General features: G+C 69.3%; 17 protein-coding genes. 10 read left to right on the plus strand and 7 right to left on the minus strand.

Annotation, left to right across the window (positions count from 1 at the left end):
* Positions 1-5: 5 nt before the first annotated feature.
* Positions 6-845, minus strand: a complete 840-nt coding sequence (locus ACEN98_RS27195; protein ID WP_413388010.1) for a M15 family metallopeptidase — start codon at positions 843-845, stop codon at positions 6-8.
* 199 nt (positions 846-1,044) lie between these two features.
* Here ACEN98_RS27195 and ACEN98_RS27200 point away from each other — a divergent pair, with 199 nt between their 5' ends.
* A complete protein-coding gene (locus tag ACEN98_RS27200; protein WP_413388011.1) occupies positions 1,045-1,845 on the plus strand; it encodes a hypothetical protein in 801 nt (266 codons plus the stop codon).
* Position 1,846: 1 nt separating this feature from the next.
* Here ACEN98_RS27200 and ACEN98_RS27205 read toward each other — a convergent pair whose 3' ends face one another.
* The 4 genes from ACEN98_RS27205 to ACEN98_RS27220 form a co-directional block, all read right to left on the minus strand.
* Positions 1,847-2,626, minus strand: coding sequence for a substrate-binding periplasmic protein (locus ACEN98_RS27205; RefSeq protein WP_413388012.1), 780 nt, complete (start codon positions 2,624-2,626; stop codon positions 1,847-1,849).
* Between the two features lie 9 nt (positions 2,627-2,635).
* Positions 2,636-2,995, minus strand: coding sequence for a c-type cytochrome (locus ACEN98_RS27210; RefSeq protein ID WP_413343460.1), 360 nt, complete (start codon positions 2,993-2,995; stop codon positions 2,636-2,638).
* A gap of 89 nt (positions 2,996-3,084) precedes the next feature.
* The gene (locus ACEN98_RS27215; protein ID WP_413388013.1) at positions 3,085-4,749 is read right to left on the minus strand and encodes a pyrroloquinoline quinone-dependent dehydrogenase; all 1,665 of its coding nucleotides are present in this window, start codon (positions 4,747-4,749) and stop codon (positions 3,085-3,087) included.
* Between the two features lie 29 nt (positions 4,750-4,778).
* Positions 4,779-5,981 (minus strand): hypothetical protein, encoded by a 1,203-nt coding sequence (locus tag ACEN98_RS27220; RefSeq protein ID WP_413388014.1) that lies wholly within the window; start codon positions 5,979-5,981, stop codon positions 4,779-4,781.
* A 264-nt stretch (positions 5,982-6,245) separates the two neighbouring features.
* On the opposite strand from ACEN98_RS27220, the gene ACEN98_RS27225 reads away from it, so the two are divergent.
* The 9 genes from ACEN98_RS27225 to ACEN98_RS27265 all read left to right on the plus strand — a co-directional run bounded on the left by ACEN98_RS27225 (position 6,246) and on the right by ACEN98_RS27265 (position 15,292).
* A complete protein-coding gene (locus ACEN98_RS27225) occupies positions 6,246-7,256 on the plus strand; it encodes a thiamine pyrophosphate-dependent dehydrogenase E1 component subunit alpha (protein WP_371762795.1) in 1,011 nt (336 codons plus the stop codon).
* Positions 7,257-7,271: 15 nt separating this feature from the next.
* Complete coding sequence (locus ACEN98_RS27230; protein ID WP_413388015.1) at positions 7,272-8,339, plus strand: alpha-ketoacid dehydrogenase subunit beta; 1,068 nt, start codon at positions 7,272-7,274, stop codon at positions 8,337-8,339.
* Complete coding sequence (locus tag ACEN98_RS27235) at positions 8,336-8,581, plus strand: acetyl-CoA carboxylase biotin carboxyl carrier protein subunit (protein WP_413345795.1); 246 nt, start codon at positions 8,336-8,338, stop codon at positions 8,579-8,581. Before ACEN98_RS27230 ends, ACEN98_RS27235 begins: the two co-directional genes overlap by 4 nt.
* 3 nt (positions 8,582-8,584) lie before the next feature.
* Entirely contained in the window at positions 8,585-9,262 is a 678-nt protein-coding gene (locus ACEN98_RS27240; RefSeq protein ID WP_413388016.1) for a dihydrolipoamide acetyltransferase family protein, read from the plus strand.
* Positions 9,262-10,035, plus strand: a complete 774-nt coding sequence (locus ACEN98_RS27245; protein ID WP_413388017.1) for a biotin/lipoate A/B protein ligase family protein — start codon at positions 9,262-9,264, stop codon at positions 10,033-10,035. Before ACEN98_RS27240 ends, ACEN98_RS27245 begins: the two co-directional genes overlap by 1 nt.
* An 11-nt stretch (positions 10,036-10,046) precedes the next feature.
* Positions 10,047-10,622: a gluconate 2-dehydrogenase subunit 3 family protein gene (locus ACEN98_RS27250; protein WP_413388018.1), complete on the plus strand. Its 576-nt coding sequence runs from the start codon at positions 10,047-10,049 to the stop codon at positions 10,620-10,622.
* Positions 10,623-10,656: 34 nt separating this feature from the next.
* Positions 10,657-12,234 carry a GMC family oxidoreductase gene (locus ACEN98_RS27255; protein ID WP_413388019.1) on the plus strand — a complete coding sequence of 526 codons (1,578 nt, stop codon included), beginning with the start codon at positions 10,657-10,659 and terminating at the stop codon, positions 12,232-12,234.
* An 8-nt stretch (positions 12,235-12,242) separates the two neighbouring features.
* Positions 12,243-13,256 (plus strand): lipoyl synthase, encoded by a 1,014-nt coding sequence (lipA, locus tag ACEN98_RS27260; protein ID WP_413388020.1) that lies wholly within the window; start codon positions 12,243-12,245, stop codon positions 13,254-13,256.
* Between the two features lie 83 nt (positions 13,257-13,339).
* Complete coding sequence (locus tag ACEN98_RS27265; RefSeq protein WP_413388021.1) at positions 13,340-15,292, plus strand: sigma-54-dependent Fis family transcriptional regulator; 1,953 nt, start codon at positions 13,340-13,342, stop codon at positions 15,290-15,292.
* 3 nt (positions 15,293-15,295) lie between these two features.
* Here ACEN98_RS27265 and ACEN98_RS27270 read toward each other — a convergent pair whose 3' ends face one another.
* The gene (locus ACEN98_RS27270) at positions 15,296-16,552 is read right to left on the minus strand and encodes a HupE/UreJ family protein (RefSeq protein WP_413388022.1); all 1,257 of its coding nucleotides are present in this window, start codon (positions 16,550-16,552) and stop codon (positions 15,296-15,298) included.
* Positions 16,525-17,115 carry a VOC family protein gene (locus ACEN98_RS27275; protein WP_413388023.1) on the minus strand — a complete coding sequence of 197 codons (591 nt, stop codon included), beginning with the start codon at positions 17,113-17,115 and terminating at the stop codon, positions 16,525-16,527. Before ACEN98_RS27275 ends, ACEN98_RS27270 begins: the two co-directional genes overlap by 28 nt.
* Positions 17,116-17,311 lie beyond the last annotated feature (196 nt).

Consider the following 17,311-nt stretch of genomic DNA (forward strand, 5'->3'; position numbering starts at 1 on the left):
TGTGATTAATGCTTCATGACCCCGGGCAGGCGCAGTTCCGTGTGCCCGAAGTCCATCATTTTCCAGCGTCCGCCCCACGTGAGGCCGACGGATTCGGCCACCTGGCCGTACAACTGGTAGCCGCGCATCGCCCACGGATCCTTTTCCGAGATCACGAGCTTGCCGTCGCGGACGAACGCGCAATCGGCGGCGAGGCCGTACTGGTGCCAGCTTTGCCACGAGCGCGCGTTCGTGACGCCCGGTCCCAGCGCGGCCAGCGCATCCTGGCGCGCGGGACTGCGATAGCCTTCCAGGATCGCCATCTCGTAGCCATGGCGCTCCTTCATGATCCGGAAGACGGTCAGCAGGCGCTGCGTGTAGTCCGCGTTCAGCATGGCCCAGTCGCGGCTGGCCGAGGCGAGCAGCGGCCGTTCCTGCGCCACTTCGGCCGTCGTGAACACGAGCGGCGGCAGCGGGGGCGGCGGCACGAGCTGCTCGCCCTGCAGCAGGTCGGCCACCTGCGTGTTCATGGGGCGCTCGGTCGACTCGTAGCCGCTCAGCATGGGCCGTTCCGCGAGCAGCAGGGCGGCCAGCGGCGGCAGCCCGACGAGCGCGGCGCCGCACGCGCAGGCGATCCAGTGGCGCCGCACGAAGCCGGCCAGGCTGTCCGCCGCCGCGCGGCCGTTCGCGGCCAGCGCATCCGCGTCGCGCAGGCGCTGCTGCGCGAGCGCGCCCGCGCGCCGGCCCAGCCGCAGCCCGGCCCCCGCCAGCGCGTCCAGCACGAATTCGCGGCCGGCCGGGAACAGCACCATCCAGCTGATCGCGCACGCCAACACGAAATACACCGTCACAGCCAACACCCACACCGCTCTCTCCGGAAGCTGTTCACATTGTTGTCGAAGAAATATTTCCCGAAAGTATAAATCCGGTAAGCGACAACCCCGCGCACGATTGAAAAAACGCAAAAACTCACCAATTGTGTTAATCGCGCACGATTAAAAGCAAATTAGAGGCACAATTGTCTTGATTCTTGTAAAGTAATGCAAACTTTTTTAAGGAGCTGATTTGCAACATCAAGGCGATCGCCCGGTCCGTGGCGGCCGGCCCAGCCTGCTCTCGCCCGAAGAGCAGCCGGTTCAGGAGCGGCAGGGCATCCTCAGTTCGCTGGACGGCATGCCCGGGCAGGCAGCGGCGGCATCCGGGCCGCGGCCCCGTTCGCGTGCGCTGGCCTGGGGCGGCGTGGCCGCCGGCGTGGTTGCCGTGTGCGGCGCGCTGTTCCTGTTCGGCGGGAGCGATGAGCGGTCCGTGCCTGCCGCGGCGCCGGTCCAGGTCGCGGCCGCACCGGCCACGCCGTCCGTCACGCCGGTCGCGCTGCCGGCGCCCGCACCGGCACCGGCGGCCGCCGTGCTGCACGACGAGCCGGCGGCGCCGGTCGAGCCCATGACCAATCCGCTGGCCGACATGGTGCCGGCCGTGCCCGCGCCGCACAAGGAGCGGGCGGCCAAGCCGGAGAAGTCCGCGCGGGTGGAGAAGGCCGAACGCAAGGAAGCGCATGCGAAGGTCGCGCACGCCAAGGCACAGGAGCGGGCGCAGGAGCGGGCGCGCGAGGCCGCGAAGGACAAGAAGGCGAAGACGAAGCCGGGTGCGGTGCGCGAGCAGGACAGCGACGTGGTGCTGCTGGCCGCGCTGATCGGCCACATGGAACCGAAGCGGGGCAAGGCGACGCCGGCGGAACAGCTGGCGTCGTGCCGCCGCTACAACGCGGCCGGCGAAGAGCAGTGCCGCGCGCGGGTGTGCGCCGCGGCGGGCCCCAAGGAGCCCGCGTGCAAGCGCGTGCGGGCCGCGCGCGCGGACGCGGAGTCGTGACCTAGCGCTGTCCGGCCGGCGGCCGGTACGCGCCGTAGCGCATGCCGAGCGCCGCGATGGCGCCGTCGGCCAGGCGCGCACGCACGATGCCGTTCACGCGATCCAGCGTGGCGGCGTCCGTGTCGAGCAGGTCGATCGCCACGTCGAAGGCGAATTCGGCCGGATCGAGCAGCGTGTCCAGCACGCGCAGGCTCCCCGTGCCGGCTTGCTGCCGATACCAGCCGGCCGCCACGTCCGACACGACGCCGGCGTCCGCGTCGCCCCGCACCACGGCGGCGATGATCTCGGGATCGGTCCGGAACCGCACCCACACGGGCACGCCGTGCGCATCGAGCCAGCGGTGCGCCCACGAGCCGCTCGGCACCGCCACGTGGCCCGTGCGCAGCGTGTCCAGCGTCGCGCCGGGTGCGCGGCCCGTGTCCACCACGACGGCGCCGGCCCGCATCCACGGCACCGTCAGCACGTTGCGCCACGATGCCGGGCGGTCCTCCGCCTTGACGACGGCCGCGCCCATGATCGCATCGCAGCCCACGCGGCGGGCCAGTTCGCGGCGCGGGATCCAGCGGATGGCGAGCGCGAGACCGAGGTCGGACGCGACGAGCCGGCCCAGGTCGACGTACAGCCCGGCGGGCGTGCCGTCGCGCCGCGAGAACGGCATGTCGTCCGGCGCCGCGCAGATGACGAACTCGTTCGACGCCGCCATCTCGGGCAGCGTACGCGCCTGTGCGGTGGCCGCCACGCAGGCCAGGGCGACCAGGCCATGCTTACGAAGACGCGCCATGGCGGCCTCCTATTTCGCCGCGCCGGCGTTCTTCAGCGACAGGATGTACGCGGTGAGCTCCTGGATCTGCTGCTCGTTGAACGCGCCTTTCCACGCCGGCATGTTGAAGGCGCCGCGCTGCTTGCCGTTGGCGATCGTCTCCATGACGTATTCCCTGGTGAGGTCGTCGCGGCCTTGCAGCGGCGCCGCCTTGCCGCCCGAGCCGGCATTGCCGTGGCAGTAGACGCAGCTCTGGTTGAAGCGCTTCGCGCCCGCGTCGATCATGGCCTGGTCGGGTTTGGCGGGGCCGGAAATGGTCGGCGCGACGGCCATGGCGGCGGATGCGCACAGCAGCTGGACCGCGAGGGCGCAGGCGATGGGTTTGAACATGAGAGTCTCCTTGATTGTCGTTGGTGGTGAAGCGGGCGCGCGCGGCGCCCGCGTTGAAGTGAAAACGAGCGCGCCGCGCGCGCTGAACGTCAGTCGAGCGCGAACACGACCATCGCCGCGCCGCCCGTCAGCTGCTTCACGGCCGGGAACGCGGAGGCCATGAAGCCGGGCGCCAGCGAGCCCCAGCCGCTCGGCACGGCGATGTACTGCTTGCCGTTCACCGCATAGCTGACGATGCCGCCGCGGATGCCGGAGCCGGTCTGGAACTTCCACAGCTCCGCGCCCGTGTCGGCGTCATACGCGTGCACGAAGCCTTGCGGGTCGCCGTTGAACACGAGGCCGCCGCCCGTCGTCAGCACGCTGCCCAGGCCGGGGACCGGGTACTTGACGCTCCATTTCAGCTTGCCCGTGAGCGGGTCGCGCGCATCGAGGCGGCCTTCGGCGGGACGGTCAGGCGGCGGCACCGCCTCGAGCTTGTCGACGCCGAGGTACAGGCTCGCGATGCCCATGCCGGAGGTCTCCTGCCTGGCCGGGATCACGTTCTGGCAGACTTCCATCGCGTTCGTGTACCACAGCTTCGTCTTCGGGTTGTACGCGCCCGCGTTGTAGCTGCGCGTGCCGAGCAGGTAGGGGCACAGCAGGGTCTCCTTCCCGACCGGCATCTCGCGCCGGCCGATCAGTTCCCCCGTCTTCGGATCGATGGTCTTGACGAAGTTGTAGGTCTGGCTCAGGGGCCACACGTTTTCCAGCTTGCCGTCCGCCTTGTCCATCACGAACACGAAGCCGCTCTTGTTCAGGTGGACGACGACGTCCTTGCCGTCCTTCTTGAGCAGCAGGGCTTCGTACGTGGAGTCGTAGTCGAACGTGTCGTGCGGGATTTCCTGGCGATGCCATTTCAGCTTGCCCGTCTTCGGATCGAGCGCCAGCAGGCTCGCCGTGTACAGGTTGTCGCCCTTGCGGCCGTCGCCGTAGAAGTCCGGCGCCGCGTTGCTCGTGCCGATGAAGAACGTGTCCGACGCGGCGTCGTACGTGCCCGGCATCCACGCGCCGCCGCCCGCGACTTCGCCCGTGTCGCCGGGCCAGCTGGCCGGATCGTCGCGGATCGTGTCGAAGGTCCACATCTGCGCGCCCGTGATGGCGTTCACCGCGTAGATCTTGCCGCGCTGCGCCTGGTCGCCGCCCGTCGTGCCGCCGATCAGGACGTCGCCCGCCAGCACCGGCGAGGACGAGAACAGGCAGCCGAAGCATTTCTTCAGGTCCGTCAGCTGCGTGGACCACACTTCCTTGCCCGTCTTGTCGTCGATGGCGACGAAGCGGCCGTCCAGCGTGCCGAGGTAGATGCGGCCGTGGCCCAGCGTCAGGCTGCGGCCCAGCGACGCATAGAAACTTTCGGACGCGACGGCCGCCAGCTTCGGCTGGTAGTGCCACAGCGGCTTGCCGGTGGCGCCGTCCAGCGCGAACACGTGGTTGTTGGGCCCCACGTAGTACAGCACGCCGTCCTTCACGAGCGGCGTGGAAACGAGGCCGGACGTGATGTCGCCCGGCTGGTGGATCCACACGGGTTTCAGCTGCTTGACGTTGCGCGTCGTGATCTGGTCCAGCGGCGAATAGCGCCAGGCGTTCGACGTGCGGTGGTATTGCGTCCAGTTGGCGGCGTCCTCGTCGTCGTGGGCGGCGGCGGGCTGCGTGAGGGACAGGGCGAGCAGGAAGGCGGCGACGGCGGCCGCCGTGTTGGAACGGGTGGTCGGATGCATGTTGGATTCCTCGGAATGCGTTGGATGGATTACCACACGAAGCGGCCGCCGAGCGTCGCGTAGCGGGTGTTGGTCGGCCGGCCGAACACGGGGTTCAGCGAGAACGTCGAGCGCGCGAGTTCGGCATACACCGTCACGTGCGGGTTCACCGCGTAATAGGCGCCGCCGATGCGCGATTGCGCGACGTGGCCCGGCGTGCTCGCGGTGTCGTCGATGCGCGTGCGGCCGTAGCTCGCGCGCAGCGACAGCGCATCCGTCGCATGCCATACGACCTGGGCGAAGCCGCCGCGGCTGCGGCGTTCGCGGCCGGCGGCATCCAGCGCGTCGACGTCCTGCATCAGCACGGACCCGAGGCCGTCCGCCTTGAAGCCGGAGACGTGGAAGTTCAGCGGGCCCACGTCGACCGTGGTGCCGGCCGAGATGCCGCGCGTGTGCACGTCGTCCTGCACGCAGGCGCCGCCGCCCGCGACGGTGCAGTGGCGCGCCGTTTGCCACGTGAAGTCGCCGTACAGCTTGAACTTCGCCATGCCCACCTGGTCGTTGTAGTACACGCCGCCTTCCACGCGCGGCGAATTCGTCTGGTCGGCGCCGGCGCCCGTGAACGTGTTGCGGATCTGGCTCGGGTCGTACAGCGCCACAGAGAACGACAGCGGCGCGGTCTTCGGCGAGTTGTAGCGCAGGCCCGCGTTGAAGTTCGTGTACATATAGCCCGCGTTGAAGGTCGCGGCCAGCGCGTTGGTCGTGTTGACGACGTCGTAGCCCGTCAGGCCGCCCGCCAGCACGGACGCATCGGCCAGCACGGGTTCCGCCTGGTAGATGCCGTACGACTTGCCGATCACGATCTCGCCCCAGGAGGCGGACGCCTTCGCCCACATCTCGCGCGGGTCCAGCGACTTGCTGCCCGTGTTGCCGACGTTGCCCGCGTTGCGGAAGTTGCCTTCGCCCGATTGGGAGTTGATGTACAGGCCCACGCGGCTGCTGTACGTGATGCCGTCGATGGCGGGCGAGGTGACGGTGAATGCAAACAGGCTCGGCGTCGTGCCCGACGTCATGCGAAAGCCCGTCGTGCCGGCGTCGTCGCCGTTCTGGCGGTGCGCCTGCACGATGATCCAGCCGTCCGTGCCGAGCTTCCAGCCGCCCGGCGTCTCGAATTCCACGGCCGCGTGGGTGGAACCCGCAGCCGCGCAGGCCAGCAGCGCAAGCAGCTTGCCCGTCTTGTGTGTCTCTTTCATGTCGTCTCCATTGATTGTTGTAGGTACTGCGCTGGTCGCATCTGCAAAAACGGTGCCACCGCGCGGCTCACTCTTGCAGGGCTGCGCGCGGCCGTCCGCGCTGAAACAGATGTCGCAGCCGGGCGGCCCGCGCCTGCGACAGATGGCGCGTCCGGGCGGCCGAAACAGGCGTTTTTGCCCGTCGCGACGGGGGGAACGGGCATGGCATCGAATTTGCTGAAGGGGTAGGTGCATGCACCAACCCACAGACAAGGAGACAGCAACATGCAGCCGACACGGGAACACCTGCTCTGGATGTACGAGAAGATGATCGAGATCCGCGAGTACGAAGAAACGATGGCGAAGGTTTACCTCGAGGGCAAGCTGCCCCCGAAGATCCAGAAGGGCCTCGCCTTCGACATCGGCGCCGGCCCCGTGCCGGGCGAGATGCACCTCGCGGCCGGCCAGGAGCCGGTCGCCGTCGGCGTGTGCGCGCATTTAGGCAATGACGACAGCGTCGTCGGCGCGCACCGCTCGCACCATTTCGCCATCGCCAAGGGCGTGCCGCTCGACGCGATGACGGCCGAGATGTTTGGCAAGGACACGGGCCTGGGCCGCGGCAAGGGCGGCCACATGCACCTGTTCCACGTGCCGACCAAGTTTTCCTGCAGCGGCATCGTGGGCGCCAGCGCCCCGCAGGCCTGCGGCGCCGCGCTCGCCGCGCGCAAGCTCGGCAAGGACTGGGTGGCGATCGCCTTCTTCGGCGAAGGCGCCGCCAACCAGGGCGCGTTCCACGAAGCCTTGAACCTGGCCGCCGTGTGGAAGCTGCCCGTCGTCTTCGTCTGCGAAGACAACAAGTACGGCATCTCGGTCGAGAAATCCGTGTCGACGTCGGTGGCGTCGAATGCCGTGCGCGGCGCCGGCTACGGCATGCCGGGCGTGCTCGTCGAGCGCAACGATGCCGTCGAGGTGTACGCGGCCGCCGGCGCCGCCATCGCCCGCGCGCGCCGCGGCGAAGGCCCGACCCTCATCGAAGTCAAGACGGACCGCTACTTCGGCCACTTCCAGGGCGACCCCGAGACCTACCGTCCGAAAGGCGAAAGCGCGGCGCTGCGCCAGGACGATCCGATCGCGCGGCTGGGCGCGCGCCTGCGTGCGGAAGGCCTGATCGACGATGCGCAGGACCGCGACCTGCGCCTGGCCGTCGCCGGCCGCGTCGAGGCGGCATTCGCGTTCGGCCGCAACAGCCCGTACCCGGATCCGCAGGACGCCCTGAAACACGTATTTGCCGAATGAACAAGGAGACAGACAATGCAAAGCAATAGCAAAGGCGCCGTGCGCACGCTCACGATGGCGCAGGCCATCGCCGAAGCCATCGGCCAGGAAATGGAGCGCGACCCGTCGGTGTTCGTGATGGGCGAGGACATCGGCAAGTACGGCGGCATCTTTTCCGCCACCACGGGCCTGCTCGACCGCTTCGGCCCCGAGCGCATCATGGAAACGCCGATCTCGGAAACCGCGTTCATGGGCGCGGCCGTGGGCGCCGCGGCGGAAGGGTTGCGTCCCATCGCGGAACTGATGTTCGTCGACTTCTTCGGCGTCTGCTTCGACCAGATCTACAACCACATGGCGAAGAATTCGTACATGTCCGGCGGCGCGCTGAAACTGCCGGTGGTGATCACGACGGGCATCGGCGGCGGCTACAACGACGCGGCCCAGCACTCGCAATGCCTGTACGCGAGCTTCGCCCACATGCCCGGCCTGAAGGTCGTCGTGCCGTCCAATGCGTACGACGCGAAAGGCCTCATGGCCCAGGCGATCCGCGACGACAACCCGGTCGTGTTCTGCTACCACAAGGGGATCATGGGCCTGTCGTGGATGTCGTACTTCGAGGGCAGCACGAACGCCGTGCCCGAGGAAGCCTATGCGATCCCGTTCGGCGAGTCGCGCATCGTGCGCGAGGGCAGCGACGTCACCATCGTCACGCTGAGCCAGATGGTGCAGAAGGCCGCCATCGCGGCCGGGCAGCTCGCCGCGGAGGGCATCTCCGTCGAGGTGCTGGACCTGCGCACCATCGTCCCGCTCGACCGCGCCGGCGTGCTGGCGTCCGTCGCCAGGACGGGCCGCGTGCTGATCGCCGACGAAGACTACCTGAGCTTCGGCCTGTCCGGCGAGATCGCCGCGCTCGTCGCCGAACACCTCGACACCATCCAGCTGCGCGCGCCGGTAAAACGCCTCGCGGTGCCCGACGTGCCGATCCCGTTCAGCCGACCGCTCGAGCAGGCCGTCATCCCGCAGGTGGACGCCATCGTCGACGCCGTGCGCGGCCTGATGCGCGCGCAACCCATTCATCAACTTCAACAAGGAGCACAAGCATGATCGACGTGAAACTGGACGGTGGCGTCTGGGACGATGTGGAAGAGGGCACGGAAGCCCTGCTGCAGGACTGGCAGGTCGAGGTGGGCCAGCCCGTGACGGCGGGCCAGACGCTCGTCGTCGCGGAACTGGTCAAGACGACGCACGAGGTGACGGCGCCCGCCGCCGGCCGCCTGGCCGCCATCGAGGTCGCCGCGGGCGACACGTTCGGCCGCCACACCGTGCTGGCGCGGATCGAGGGGTAGGCCATGGATGCCGTGACCGTACCCGCGACGGTGCCGCTGACGGGGATGCGCGGGGCCATCGCACGCAACATGGAGCAGGGCTGGCGCGTGCCGCGCGTGGCGCAGTCGGTCGAGGTGGACGTGACCGCGCTGCAGGCCCTGCGCGCGGCGGCGCCGGAGGACGAGCGGGTCAGCCTGACCGCGTACGTGCTGCGCGCCGTCGCGCTGTGCCTGCGCGCGCACCCGCGCCTGAACGCCCGCATGCGCGAGAAGGACATCGAGCTGCTGGACGACGTGAACCTGGGCCTGGCCGTCAGCCTGGACGACGGGCTGATGGTGCCGGTCTTGCGCAACGCCGACCGCAAGAGCGCGGCCGAGCTGGGGCGCGAGGCGCGCACCCTGGCGGAAGGCGCGCGTGCAGGCACGTTGTCGGCCGGCAGCTACCAGCGCGGCACGTTCACCGTGACGAACCTGGGCAATACCGCCATCGACAGCTTCACGCCGATCATCAACAGCCCGCAGGTGGCGATCCTCGGCGTCACGCGCGTCGCGGCCCGGCCCGTGGCGCGGGGCAACGAGGTCGCGATCGCGCCGATGATGGGCCTGCACCTCGTGTTCGACCACCGGGCCGTCGACGGCTTCCCGGCCGCGCTGTTCCTGACGGACCTGAAACGGCGGCTGGAAGCCGCGAAGGAGTTGTAATGGATGCCCGGATGGTCTTCATCGACACGGTGACCTCGTACGAGGAACAGGCGTGGAACGCGGCCCAGCTGCGCGAGCCCGTCACCGAGCCGCGCGTGCGCCTGTGGACCTACCGGGTGCCCGGCGTCGTGCTGGGCTGCTCGCAGACGGCGCTGCGCGAGCGGCTCGTGGCTGGCCACGCGCTGGCCGGCTCCGTCGTGCAGCGCGGCTCGGGCGGCGGCGCCGTCCTGACCGGGCCGTGGATGGTCAGCGCGTCCGTCGTGCTGCCGCCGGACCATCCGCTGCTCGGCCGCAGCACGCTGTCCAGCTACCGCTGGCTGGGTGCGCTGCACGCGGGCCTGCTGCGCGACGCCGGCATTCCCGCGTATGCGATCCCGCCCGAGGAAGTGCGGCTGCGGCCGGGCGACGCGCGCCTGAAGTGGGCGTGCTACGGCGGGCTGTCGCCGTGGGAGGTCGTCGTCGGCACGCGCAAGATCGTCGGCCTGGCCCAGCTGCGGCGCCGCACGGGCGTCCTGATGACGTCGGGGACGCTGATCGCGCCGCCCGACTGGTCGCTGCTGTGCGGCGCGCTCGGGCAGGAATCCGCCGACGCGGCGCTGCTCGACGACTGCACCACGTCGTTCGCCCAGCAGCTCGGCGCGCCCGTGCTGGCGGAGGTACTGGCCGAGCGCCTGCACCACATGCTCACCGACGTGCTGGGCGCCGCGTCCGATGCATTCCCCCCGCGGCCGCCCGGCCCCGCGCCGGTCCATTTTCCCACCCTGTCCCATTGAAAGAGGTTCACATGAAAGATCAACCATCGAACGCATGCACGGGCATGCGCGTGCTGCCGAAGGTCGTCACCGTCACGCGCCGCGGCTTCCTGCGCGGCGGCGCCATGGCCATCGGCGCGGCGGCCGCCGGCCCGGCCGCGCTGGCCGCGTCGAACGACAAACACCTGGCGCATGACTTTCCCACGCTGGGCGCGGCCACCGCGCAGACCCTGCTGCGCATGGCGCGCGACGTCTTCCCGCACGACAAACTGGCTGACCGCTACTACGTCGAGGCGATCCAGCCGTTCGAGCGTGCGGCCGCGAAGGATCCGAAGCAGGCGGCCCTGTTCCGCGACGGTGTGCGCGACCTGGACAAGGCCGCCATGAAACGCTTCGGCAAGCCCTATGCGGCCGTCGGGCGCGAGTCGGAGCGCGTCAGCCTCCTGAAGGCGATCGAGCCGTCGCCGTTCTTCCAGAAGGTGCGCGGCGAGATGGTCACGAGCCTGTACGACAACAAGGCGGTGTGGCCGCTGCTCGGCTACGAGGGGTCGTCGTGGGAGCAGGGCGGCTACATCAACCGCGGCTTCAACGACATCGACTGGCTGTAAACGCCCACACCATAACAAAAGACAGGAGACGGCAATGAGCAAGAAAATCGAATTGGGCGACGACGACGCGATCGTCATCATCGGCTCGGGCGCGGGCGGCGCGACGCTGGCCAACGAACTGGCCCAGCGCGGCGTGGACAAGATCGTGATCCTCGAAGCGGGCAAGCATTTCACGCAGGCGGACTTCGAGAACGACGAGTGGGCCATGTTCAACAAGATCTCGTGGCTCGACAAGCGGATTTCGGCCGGCGGCTGGCACCACACGAAGACCTACCCGAACCTGCCGGCGTGGATCGTCAAGGCGGTGGGCGGGTCGACCGTGCACTGGTCGGGCGTCGCGCTGCGCTTCCAGGAGCACGACTTCAGGACGCGCACGACCTACGGCAAGGTGGACGGCGCCAACATCCTCGACTGGCCCATCACGCTGGCGGAACTGGAGCCGTACTACGAACTGGCGGAAAAGAAGATGGGCGTGGCCGGCACGCGCGCGAGCGGCCTGCCGCCGATGCCGGAATCGAACCAGACCAGGGTCGTGGCGGCCGGCGCGCGCAAGATCGGCTACAACAAGATCATCCGCCCCGTCGCATCGAATTCGCAGCCGTACGACGGGCGTCCCGGCTGCCAGCAGATCGGCTTCTGCATGCAGGGCTGCAAGGTGGGCGCGAAATGGTCCACCTTGTACACCGAAGTGCCGAAGGCGCTGGACACCGGCCGCGTGGAACTGCGCCCGGAAAGCATGGTGCTGCAGATCCAGCACGACAAGACCGGCAAGGTGAATGGCGTGCTGTACGCGGACAGCCAGGGCCGCCACGTGCTGCAGAAGGCGCGCCTCGTCGCCGTCGCCGGCAATTCCATCGAGTCGCCGCGCCTGCTGCTGAACTCCGCGTCGGCCATGTTCCCGAACGGCCTCGCGAATTCGTCCGGCCAGGTGGGCCGCAACTACATGAACCATGCGACGGCGGCCGCCGTGGCGATCCACAAGAAGCCCGTGTACATGAACCGCGGCTTCGACATCGGCGCCGTCGTCGCCGACGAGGTGGCCCTGAACACGCGGCGCGGCTTCAACGGCGGCTACTATCTCGAAGGCCTCGCCCTGGGCCTGCCGTACACGGCGGCCTTCATGAAGCCGGGCGGCTGGGGCCGGGACGTGACGTCGGCGCTGGAAATGTACGACCACATGACGGCGATCTGGGTCTGCGGCGAAGACATGGCGCGCGAACAGAACGGCATCACGCTGCACCCGACCGAGAAGGACCAGTACGGCCTGCCGATTCCGATCGTGTCCAAGACGTACCACAAGAACGACAACGCGATCGCGGCGCACGGCCTGGTCCAGTTCCGCAAGCTGTCCGAAGCGGTGGGCGCCACGCGCGTCATCGACATGCCCGCGTACCCGGCCAGCCACAACCTCGGCACGAACCGCATGAGCGAGCATGCGCGCGACGGCGTCGTCAACAAATGGGGCCGCACGCACGACGTCAAGAACCTGTACATCTCGGACGGCAGCCAGTTCGCGTCGAGTTCCGCCGCGAATCCCACGTTGACCATCGTCGCGCTGGCGATCCGCCAGGCCGAGCACATCGCCGGCGAGCTGGCGCGCGGCGCGGTGTAGGAGCAGCGATGAAGCCGACCTCCAAACAGCTGGGCGCGGCCAAGACGAGCCGCATTCCCATCAAGATCGTGCCGGCCGAGCGCTTGCCGAAGCCGGACTGGATCCGCACGCGGGCACCGGCGCCGTCGTCGCGGTTCTTCGAGATCAAGGCCATCCTGCGCGCGAACGCGCTGACGACGGTGTGCGAGGAGGCCAGCTGTCCGAACATCGGCGAATGCTTCGGCAAGGGCACGGCCACGTTCATGATCATGGGCGACAAGTGCACGCGCCGCTGCCCGTTCTGCGACGTGGGCCATGGCCGGCCCGATCCGCTCGATGCCGCGGAACCGGAGCGGCTCGCGCGCACGGTGGCGGCGCTCGGCCTGCGCTACGTCGTGATCACCTCGGTCGACCGCGACGACCTGCGCGACGGCGGCGCCGGCCACTTCGCCGCCTGCATCCGCGCGGTGCGCGCCGCGGCACCGGCGACCCGCATCGAAGTGCTCGTGCCCGACTTCCGCGGGCGCCTGGATGCCGCGCTGGAAGCGCTGGATGCGGCGCCGCCCGATGTCCTGAACCACAACATCGAGACGGTGCCGCGCCTGTACGGGCCCGTGCGGCCCGGCGCCGACTATGCGCATTCGCTGGCGTTGCTGGAACGGTTCAAGGAGCGCCACCCTGGCGTGAAGACCAAGTCGGGCCTGATGGTGGGCCTGGGCGAGACCGACGACGAGGTCGAGGACGTGCTGCACGACCTGCGCGCGCACGGCGTGGACATGGTCACGATCGGGCAGTACCTGACGCCGTCCGGCGCGCACCTGCCCGTGCGCCGCTATGTGACGCCGGACGCGTTCGCGCGCCTGCGCGACGCCGCGGAGGCGCTGGGCTTCGCGCATGCGGCCGTGGGCCCGCTCGTGCGGTCGAGCTACCATGCGGACGTGCAGCATGCGGCGGCGGACCTGGACCGCGGCTGGCTGTTCGGCGCCAGCGATCCGCTGGACGAACTGCAGCCGTTCCGCGCCGCACCCGAACACATGGGATGAGTTTACAGTTCATAAATGGAGTACCATAAACCGTAAGTACACGACCGGCAAACGACGAGTTGCCGGCGCCGCAGGAGACGACAATGACGAATCAGGCACAGAACCGGCACATCGACAACGTGATGTCGGTGGCCATGCACGGTACCGCCGCGAACGGCGCCAACGAGTTGATCCACAACTCGTGGCGCCGCTGCGTGAACGATTACGGGCTCGATCCGGCGCGCCCGAAGGCGCCGCACATCGTGACGTCCGCCACCCTCCGGGCGCACCAGGAACAGATCGAGGAGTTCATGCAGGTGGCCCGCGTGGGCATGGAGCAGATGTACAAGCGCGTCTCGAGTCTCGGCTACGTGCTGCTGCTGACGGATGCGCAGGGCGTCACCGTCGACTACATCGGCAACGACGCGCGCGCGCCGGACCTCAAGAGGGCCGGCCTGTACCTGGGTGCGGAATGGAGCGAGCGCTCGGCCGGCACCTGCGGCGTGGGCACCTGCGTGGCCGAACAGACGGCACTGACATGCCACCAGGACGACCACTTCGATCCCACCCATATCCCGCTGACCTGTTCCGCCGCGCCGCTGTTCGACCCGGAAGGCAAATTCCTCGCGGTGCTCGACCTGTCCGCGCTGACGTCGCCGACGTACAAGGAAAGCCAGCATCTCGCGCTGCACCTGACGATGATGTATGCGGAAATGATCGAGGACGCGAACTTCCTGCGCCATTTCCAGGACCGCTGGATCCTGCGCCTCGGCACGGCGTGGGCGCTGGTCGAGGTGAGCGGCGAGATCATGCTGGCCTATGACGAGGACGGCATCGTGGTGGGCGCCAACACGGGCGCGCGCCGGCTGTTCGGCCGCGCGGCCGGCGACGTCGTCGGGCAGCCGCTCACGGCGCTGTTCGACCTCGCGCCGGACGACCTGCTGCGCCTCGCGCGCGCCGGTACGATGGGCGAGCGCTCGATCGTCACGCGCGGCTCGAACCAGATGTTCTATGCGAGCGTGAAGGCGCCGCGCCCGCGTCCGGCCGCGCGCGGCAGCGTCGTCGTCGAGACGGCGGACAGCGCGGCGCCCGCCCACCATCCGGAACTGGATTGCCTGGCCGGCGACGACAACACGATGCGGCGCCTGCTGGACCAGGCCAAGCGCCTGCTGAACCGCAAGCTGAACATCCTGATCCACGGCGAGACGGGCACCGGCAAGGAAGTCATCGCCAAGGCGCTGCACCGGTCGAGCGAGCGCGCCCACAAGCCGTTCGTCGCCGTGAACTGCGGCGCGATTCCCGAGTCGCTGATCGAAAGCGAATTGTTCGGCTACACGGCCGGCGCGTTCACGGGCGGCCGCGCGAAAGGCATGAAGGGCCTGATCCTGCAGTCCGACGGCGGCACGCTGTTCCTCGACGAGATCGGCGACATGCCGCTGCACCTGCAGACCCGGTTGCTGCGCGTGCTGTCGGAAAAGGAAGTCCTGCCGCTCGGCGCGGACAAGCCCGTCCCCGTGGACCTGACCGTGATCGCGGCATCGCACCGCGACCTGCGCAACCTGATCAGCGCCGGCAGCTTCCGCGAAGATTTGTATTACCGCCTGTGCGGCGCGACCCTGCACCTGCCGGCGCTGCGCGACCGCGCGGACAAGCGCTACCTGATCGAAAAAGTCCTGGCCGAGGAGGCGGAACTGCTCGGCATGGACGCGCACCTGTCGCTGGACGCCATGCACGCCATGCTGTGCTTCGCGTGGCCGGGCAACATCCGCCAGCTGCGCAACGTGCTGCGCTTCGCGCTGGCGGTGTCCGATGGCGAGACGATCACGGCGGCCGACCTGCCGCAGGAATTGACCGAGCAGTTTTCCAGCCTTCCGGCTGCTCCCGTCGCCGCCGCGATCCCGTCCGGCGGCGAGGATTGCGAGGCCGCGCCCCTGCTCGACGCGCTCGTGCGCCACAAGTGGAGCGTGACCAAGGTGTCGGAAGAGCTCAACCTCGCGCGCGCCACCGTGTACCGCTACATGAAGAAGTACGGCATCGTTCCACCGAACCAGCGCTGACCCTCACGCAACGCCCGTCTGGAGCGCATCCCAGACGGGTCCCGTCCGTTCCATCACCCAGGCCAGCGACACCAGCGCGACGCCCAGCGCGACGCAGCGGCGCATTCCGTCGTCCCGGCCGGGCGCCAGGCCCCTGGCGCCCGCCAGCAGCAGCCATACGGCCGCGCCGACGAGCAGCTGGCCCGCTTCCACGCCCACGTTGAACGACACGAGCGACGCGACGACGTTCGGCCCCGTGTCCGACAGCAGGTCGCGCAGCCCGACGGCGAGGCCGCAGCCGTGCACGAGGCCCACGACGAAGACCAGCGCCGGCGCGCCCCCGCGTTCGCGCCGGCCCAGCATCAGCAGCGCCGTGCCGAGCACGGACAGCGCGATCAGCAGCTCCACGCCGGGGATCAGCCATGGCCGGTCGGGCAGCAGGCCGTAGAAGCTGGCCGCGATGGCGCATGCATGGCCCGCGCTGAACGCGGTGATGCGCAGGGCGATCGCGCGCAGGCGCATGCCGCCCGCGACGAGGCACACGACCAGCAGCAGGTGGTCGGCGCCTTCGAGGATGTGGGCGGCCCCCGCGTGGATGAACTGCCAGGCCGACAGCCACCAGGACGGGTTGACGTCGATGGCCGCGCCATCCATGCGGTACTGGTCCGTCGTGCCGGCGCGGTGCGACAGCAGGATCGTGTTCAGCGGCGCGTCGGACAGCTTCCCCGGCGCGAGCGTCCCGGTAAAGCGGAACGCCGCGGGGCGCACGCCGGGATACGCGATGGCGGCGTCCAGCACGACGTCGCCGATGTCGGGCATCGCCGCCGGCAGCGGCGTGCGCGTCGCGGCCGCCGCGCGCGCCTGCGCGGGCGTGGCGAACGGCGGCACGCTGCCCTTCACGTGCACGGCGGCCGCCAGCACGTTCGGCGCCACCGTCCGGCCATCCACGGACACCGTGTGCGCGGCGGCGAGAACGCGCGCCGCCGCCAGCGGATCGACGGCGGCCGTGTCCACGTAATGAAACCACTGGCCGCTTTCCTTCCTCGCGACGACGTACGGTGCCGGTCCCAGTGGCGCGAGCGACACGCGGTAGTACGCGGTCATGCCCGCCGCGTCGTACGTGAAGTGCACGACCCGCACGCTGACCCGGCCGTCGACATGCGCCCACGCGCGGCCGGGCAGGCATACCGCGACGAGGACCGTGGCGCAGATCGCGACGCATTTCGCGGCCAGCACCGCCATCGTCGCCGTCTTCATTTGGCCGGGGAGCGCGGATCCCACAGGGCGCGCCTGGCCGTCTTCTCGTAGGCCATGCCCTTCGGCGTGCTGACGATTTCCAGCTGCAGGCCCCACGGCGCGAGGAAGTACATCCACGTCAGTCCGGCGGCCGGGCCTTCCGTGAACGTGCTGGGCGCGCCCAGCGTGCGCACACCTTTCGATTTCAGGTAGGCGACGGCCTTGTCCATGTCGTCGACGTAGAACGCGAGGTGATGGCCGCCGACGTCGCTGTTGCGGGGCGGCGTCCTGCCCTGGTTCGGCGCCGAGTATTCGAAGATCTCCAGGTTCGTGCCATGGCCGCAGCGGACCATCTGGAAGCGCTTGATCTCCGCGCGCGGGTTGACGTTCAGGTGCACGTTCATCCAGTCGTCGGCGAACTTGAACGACCCGAGCTTGATGGATTCCTCGCAGCCGACGACGTCGACGAAGAAGCGGACGGCGTCGTCCATGTTCGGCACTGTGAGCCCCACGTGGTGGGCGCCTTCCATGCCGGGCATGCCGGCGTGGGCGCTGAAGGGCAGGGCGAGGGCGAGGCCGATGCCGGCGAGTGCGCGTTTGAAGTTCATGCTGTCTCCTGATGTTGATGGTGGTCCGCCGTCGCTGCGGCGGCATCCATGGGAGAGCAAATTGCAAGCCAGGCCGGCGCGAGGGGCGCGCGCCCCTGCGCGGGCGGCGCGGACGGCACATCTGTCGCGCGCGTGCGCAACATCTGTCGCAGCCCGCGCCGGCTTACGGTTCGGCGAGCCGACGCGACCCGCCTCG

Origin of the sequence: Massilia sp. CT11-137 (genome assembly GCF_047302885.1) — a bacterium.
GTDB classification, from domain to species: domain Bacteria; phylum Pseudomonadota; class Gammaproteobacteria; order Burkholderiales; family Burkholderiaceae_D; genus Telluria; species Telluria orientalis.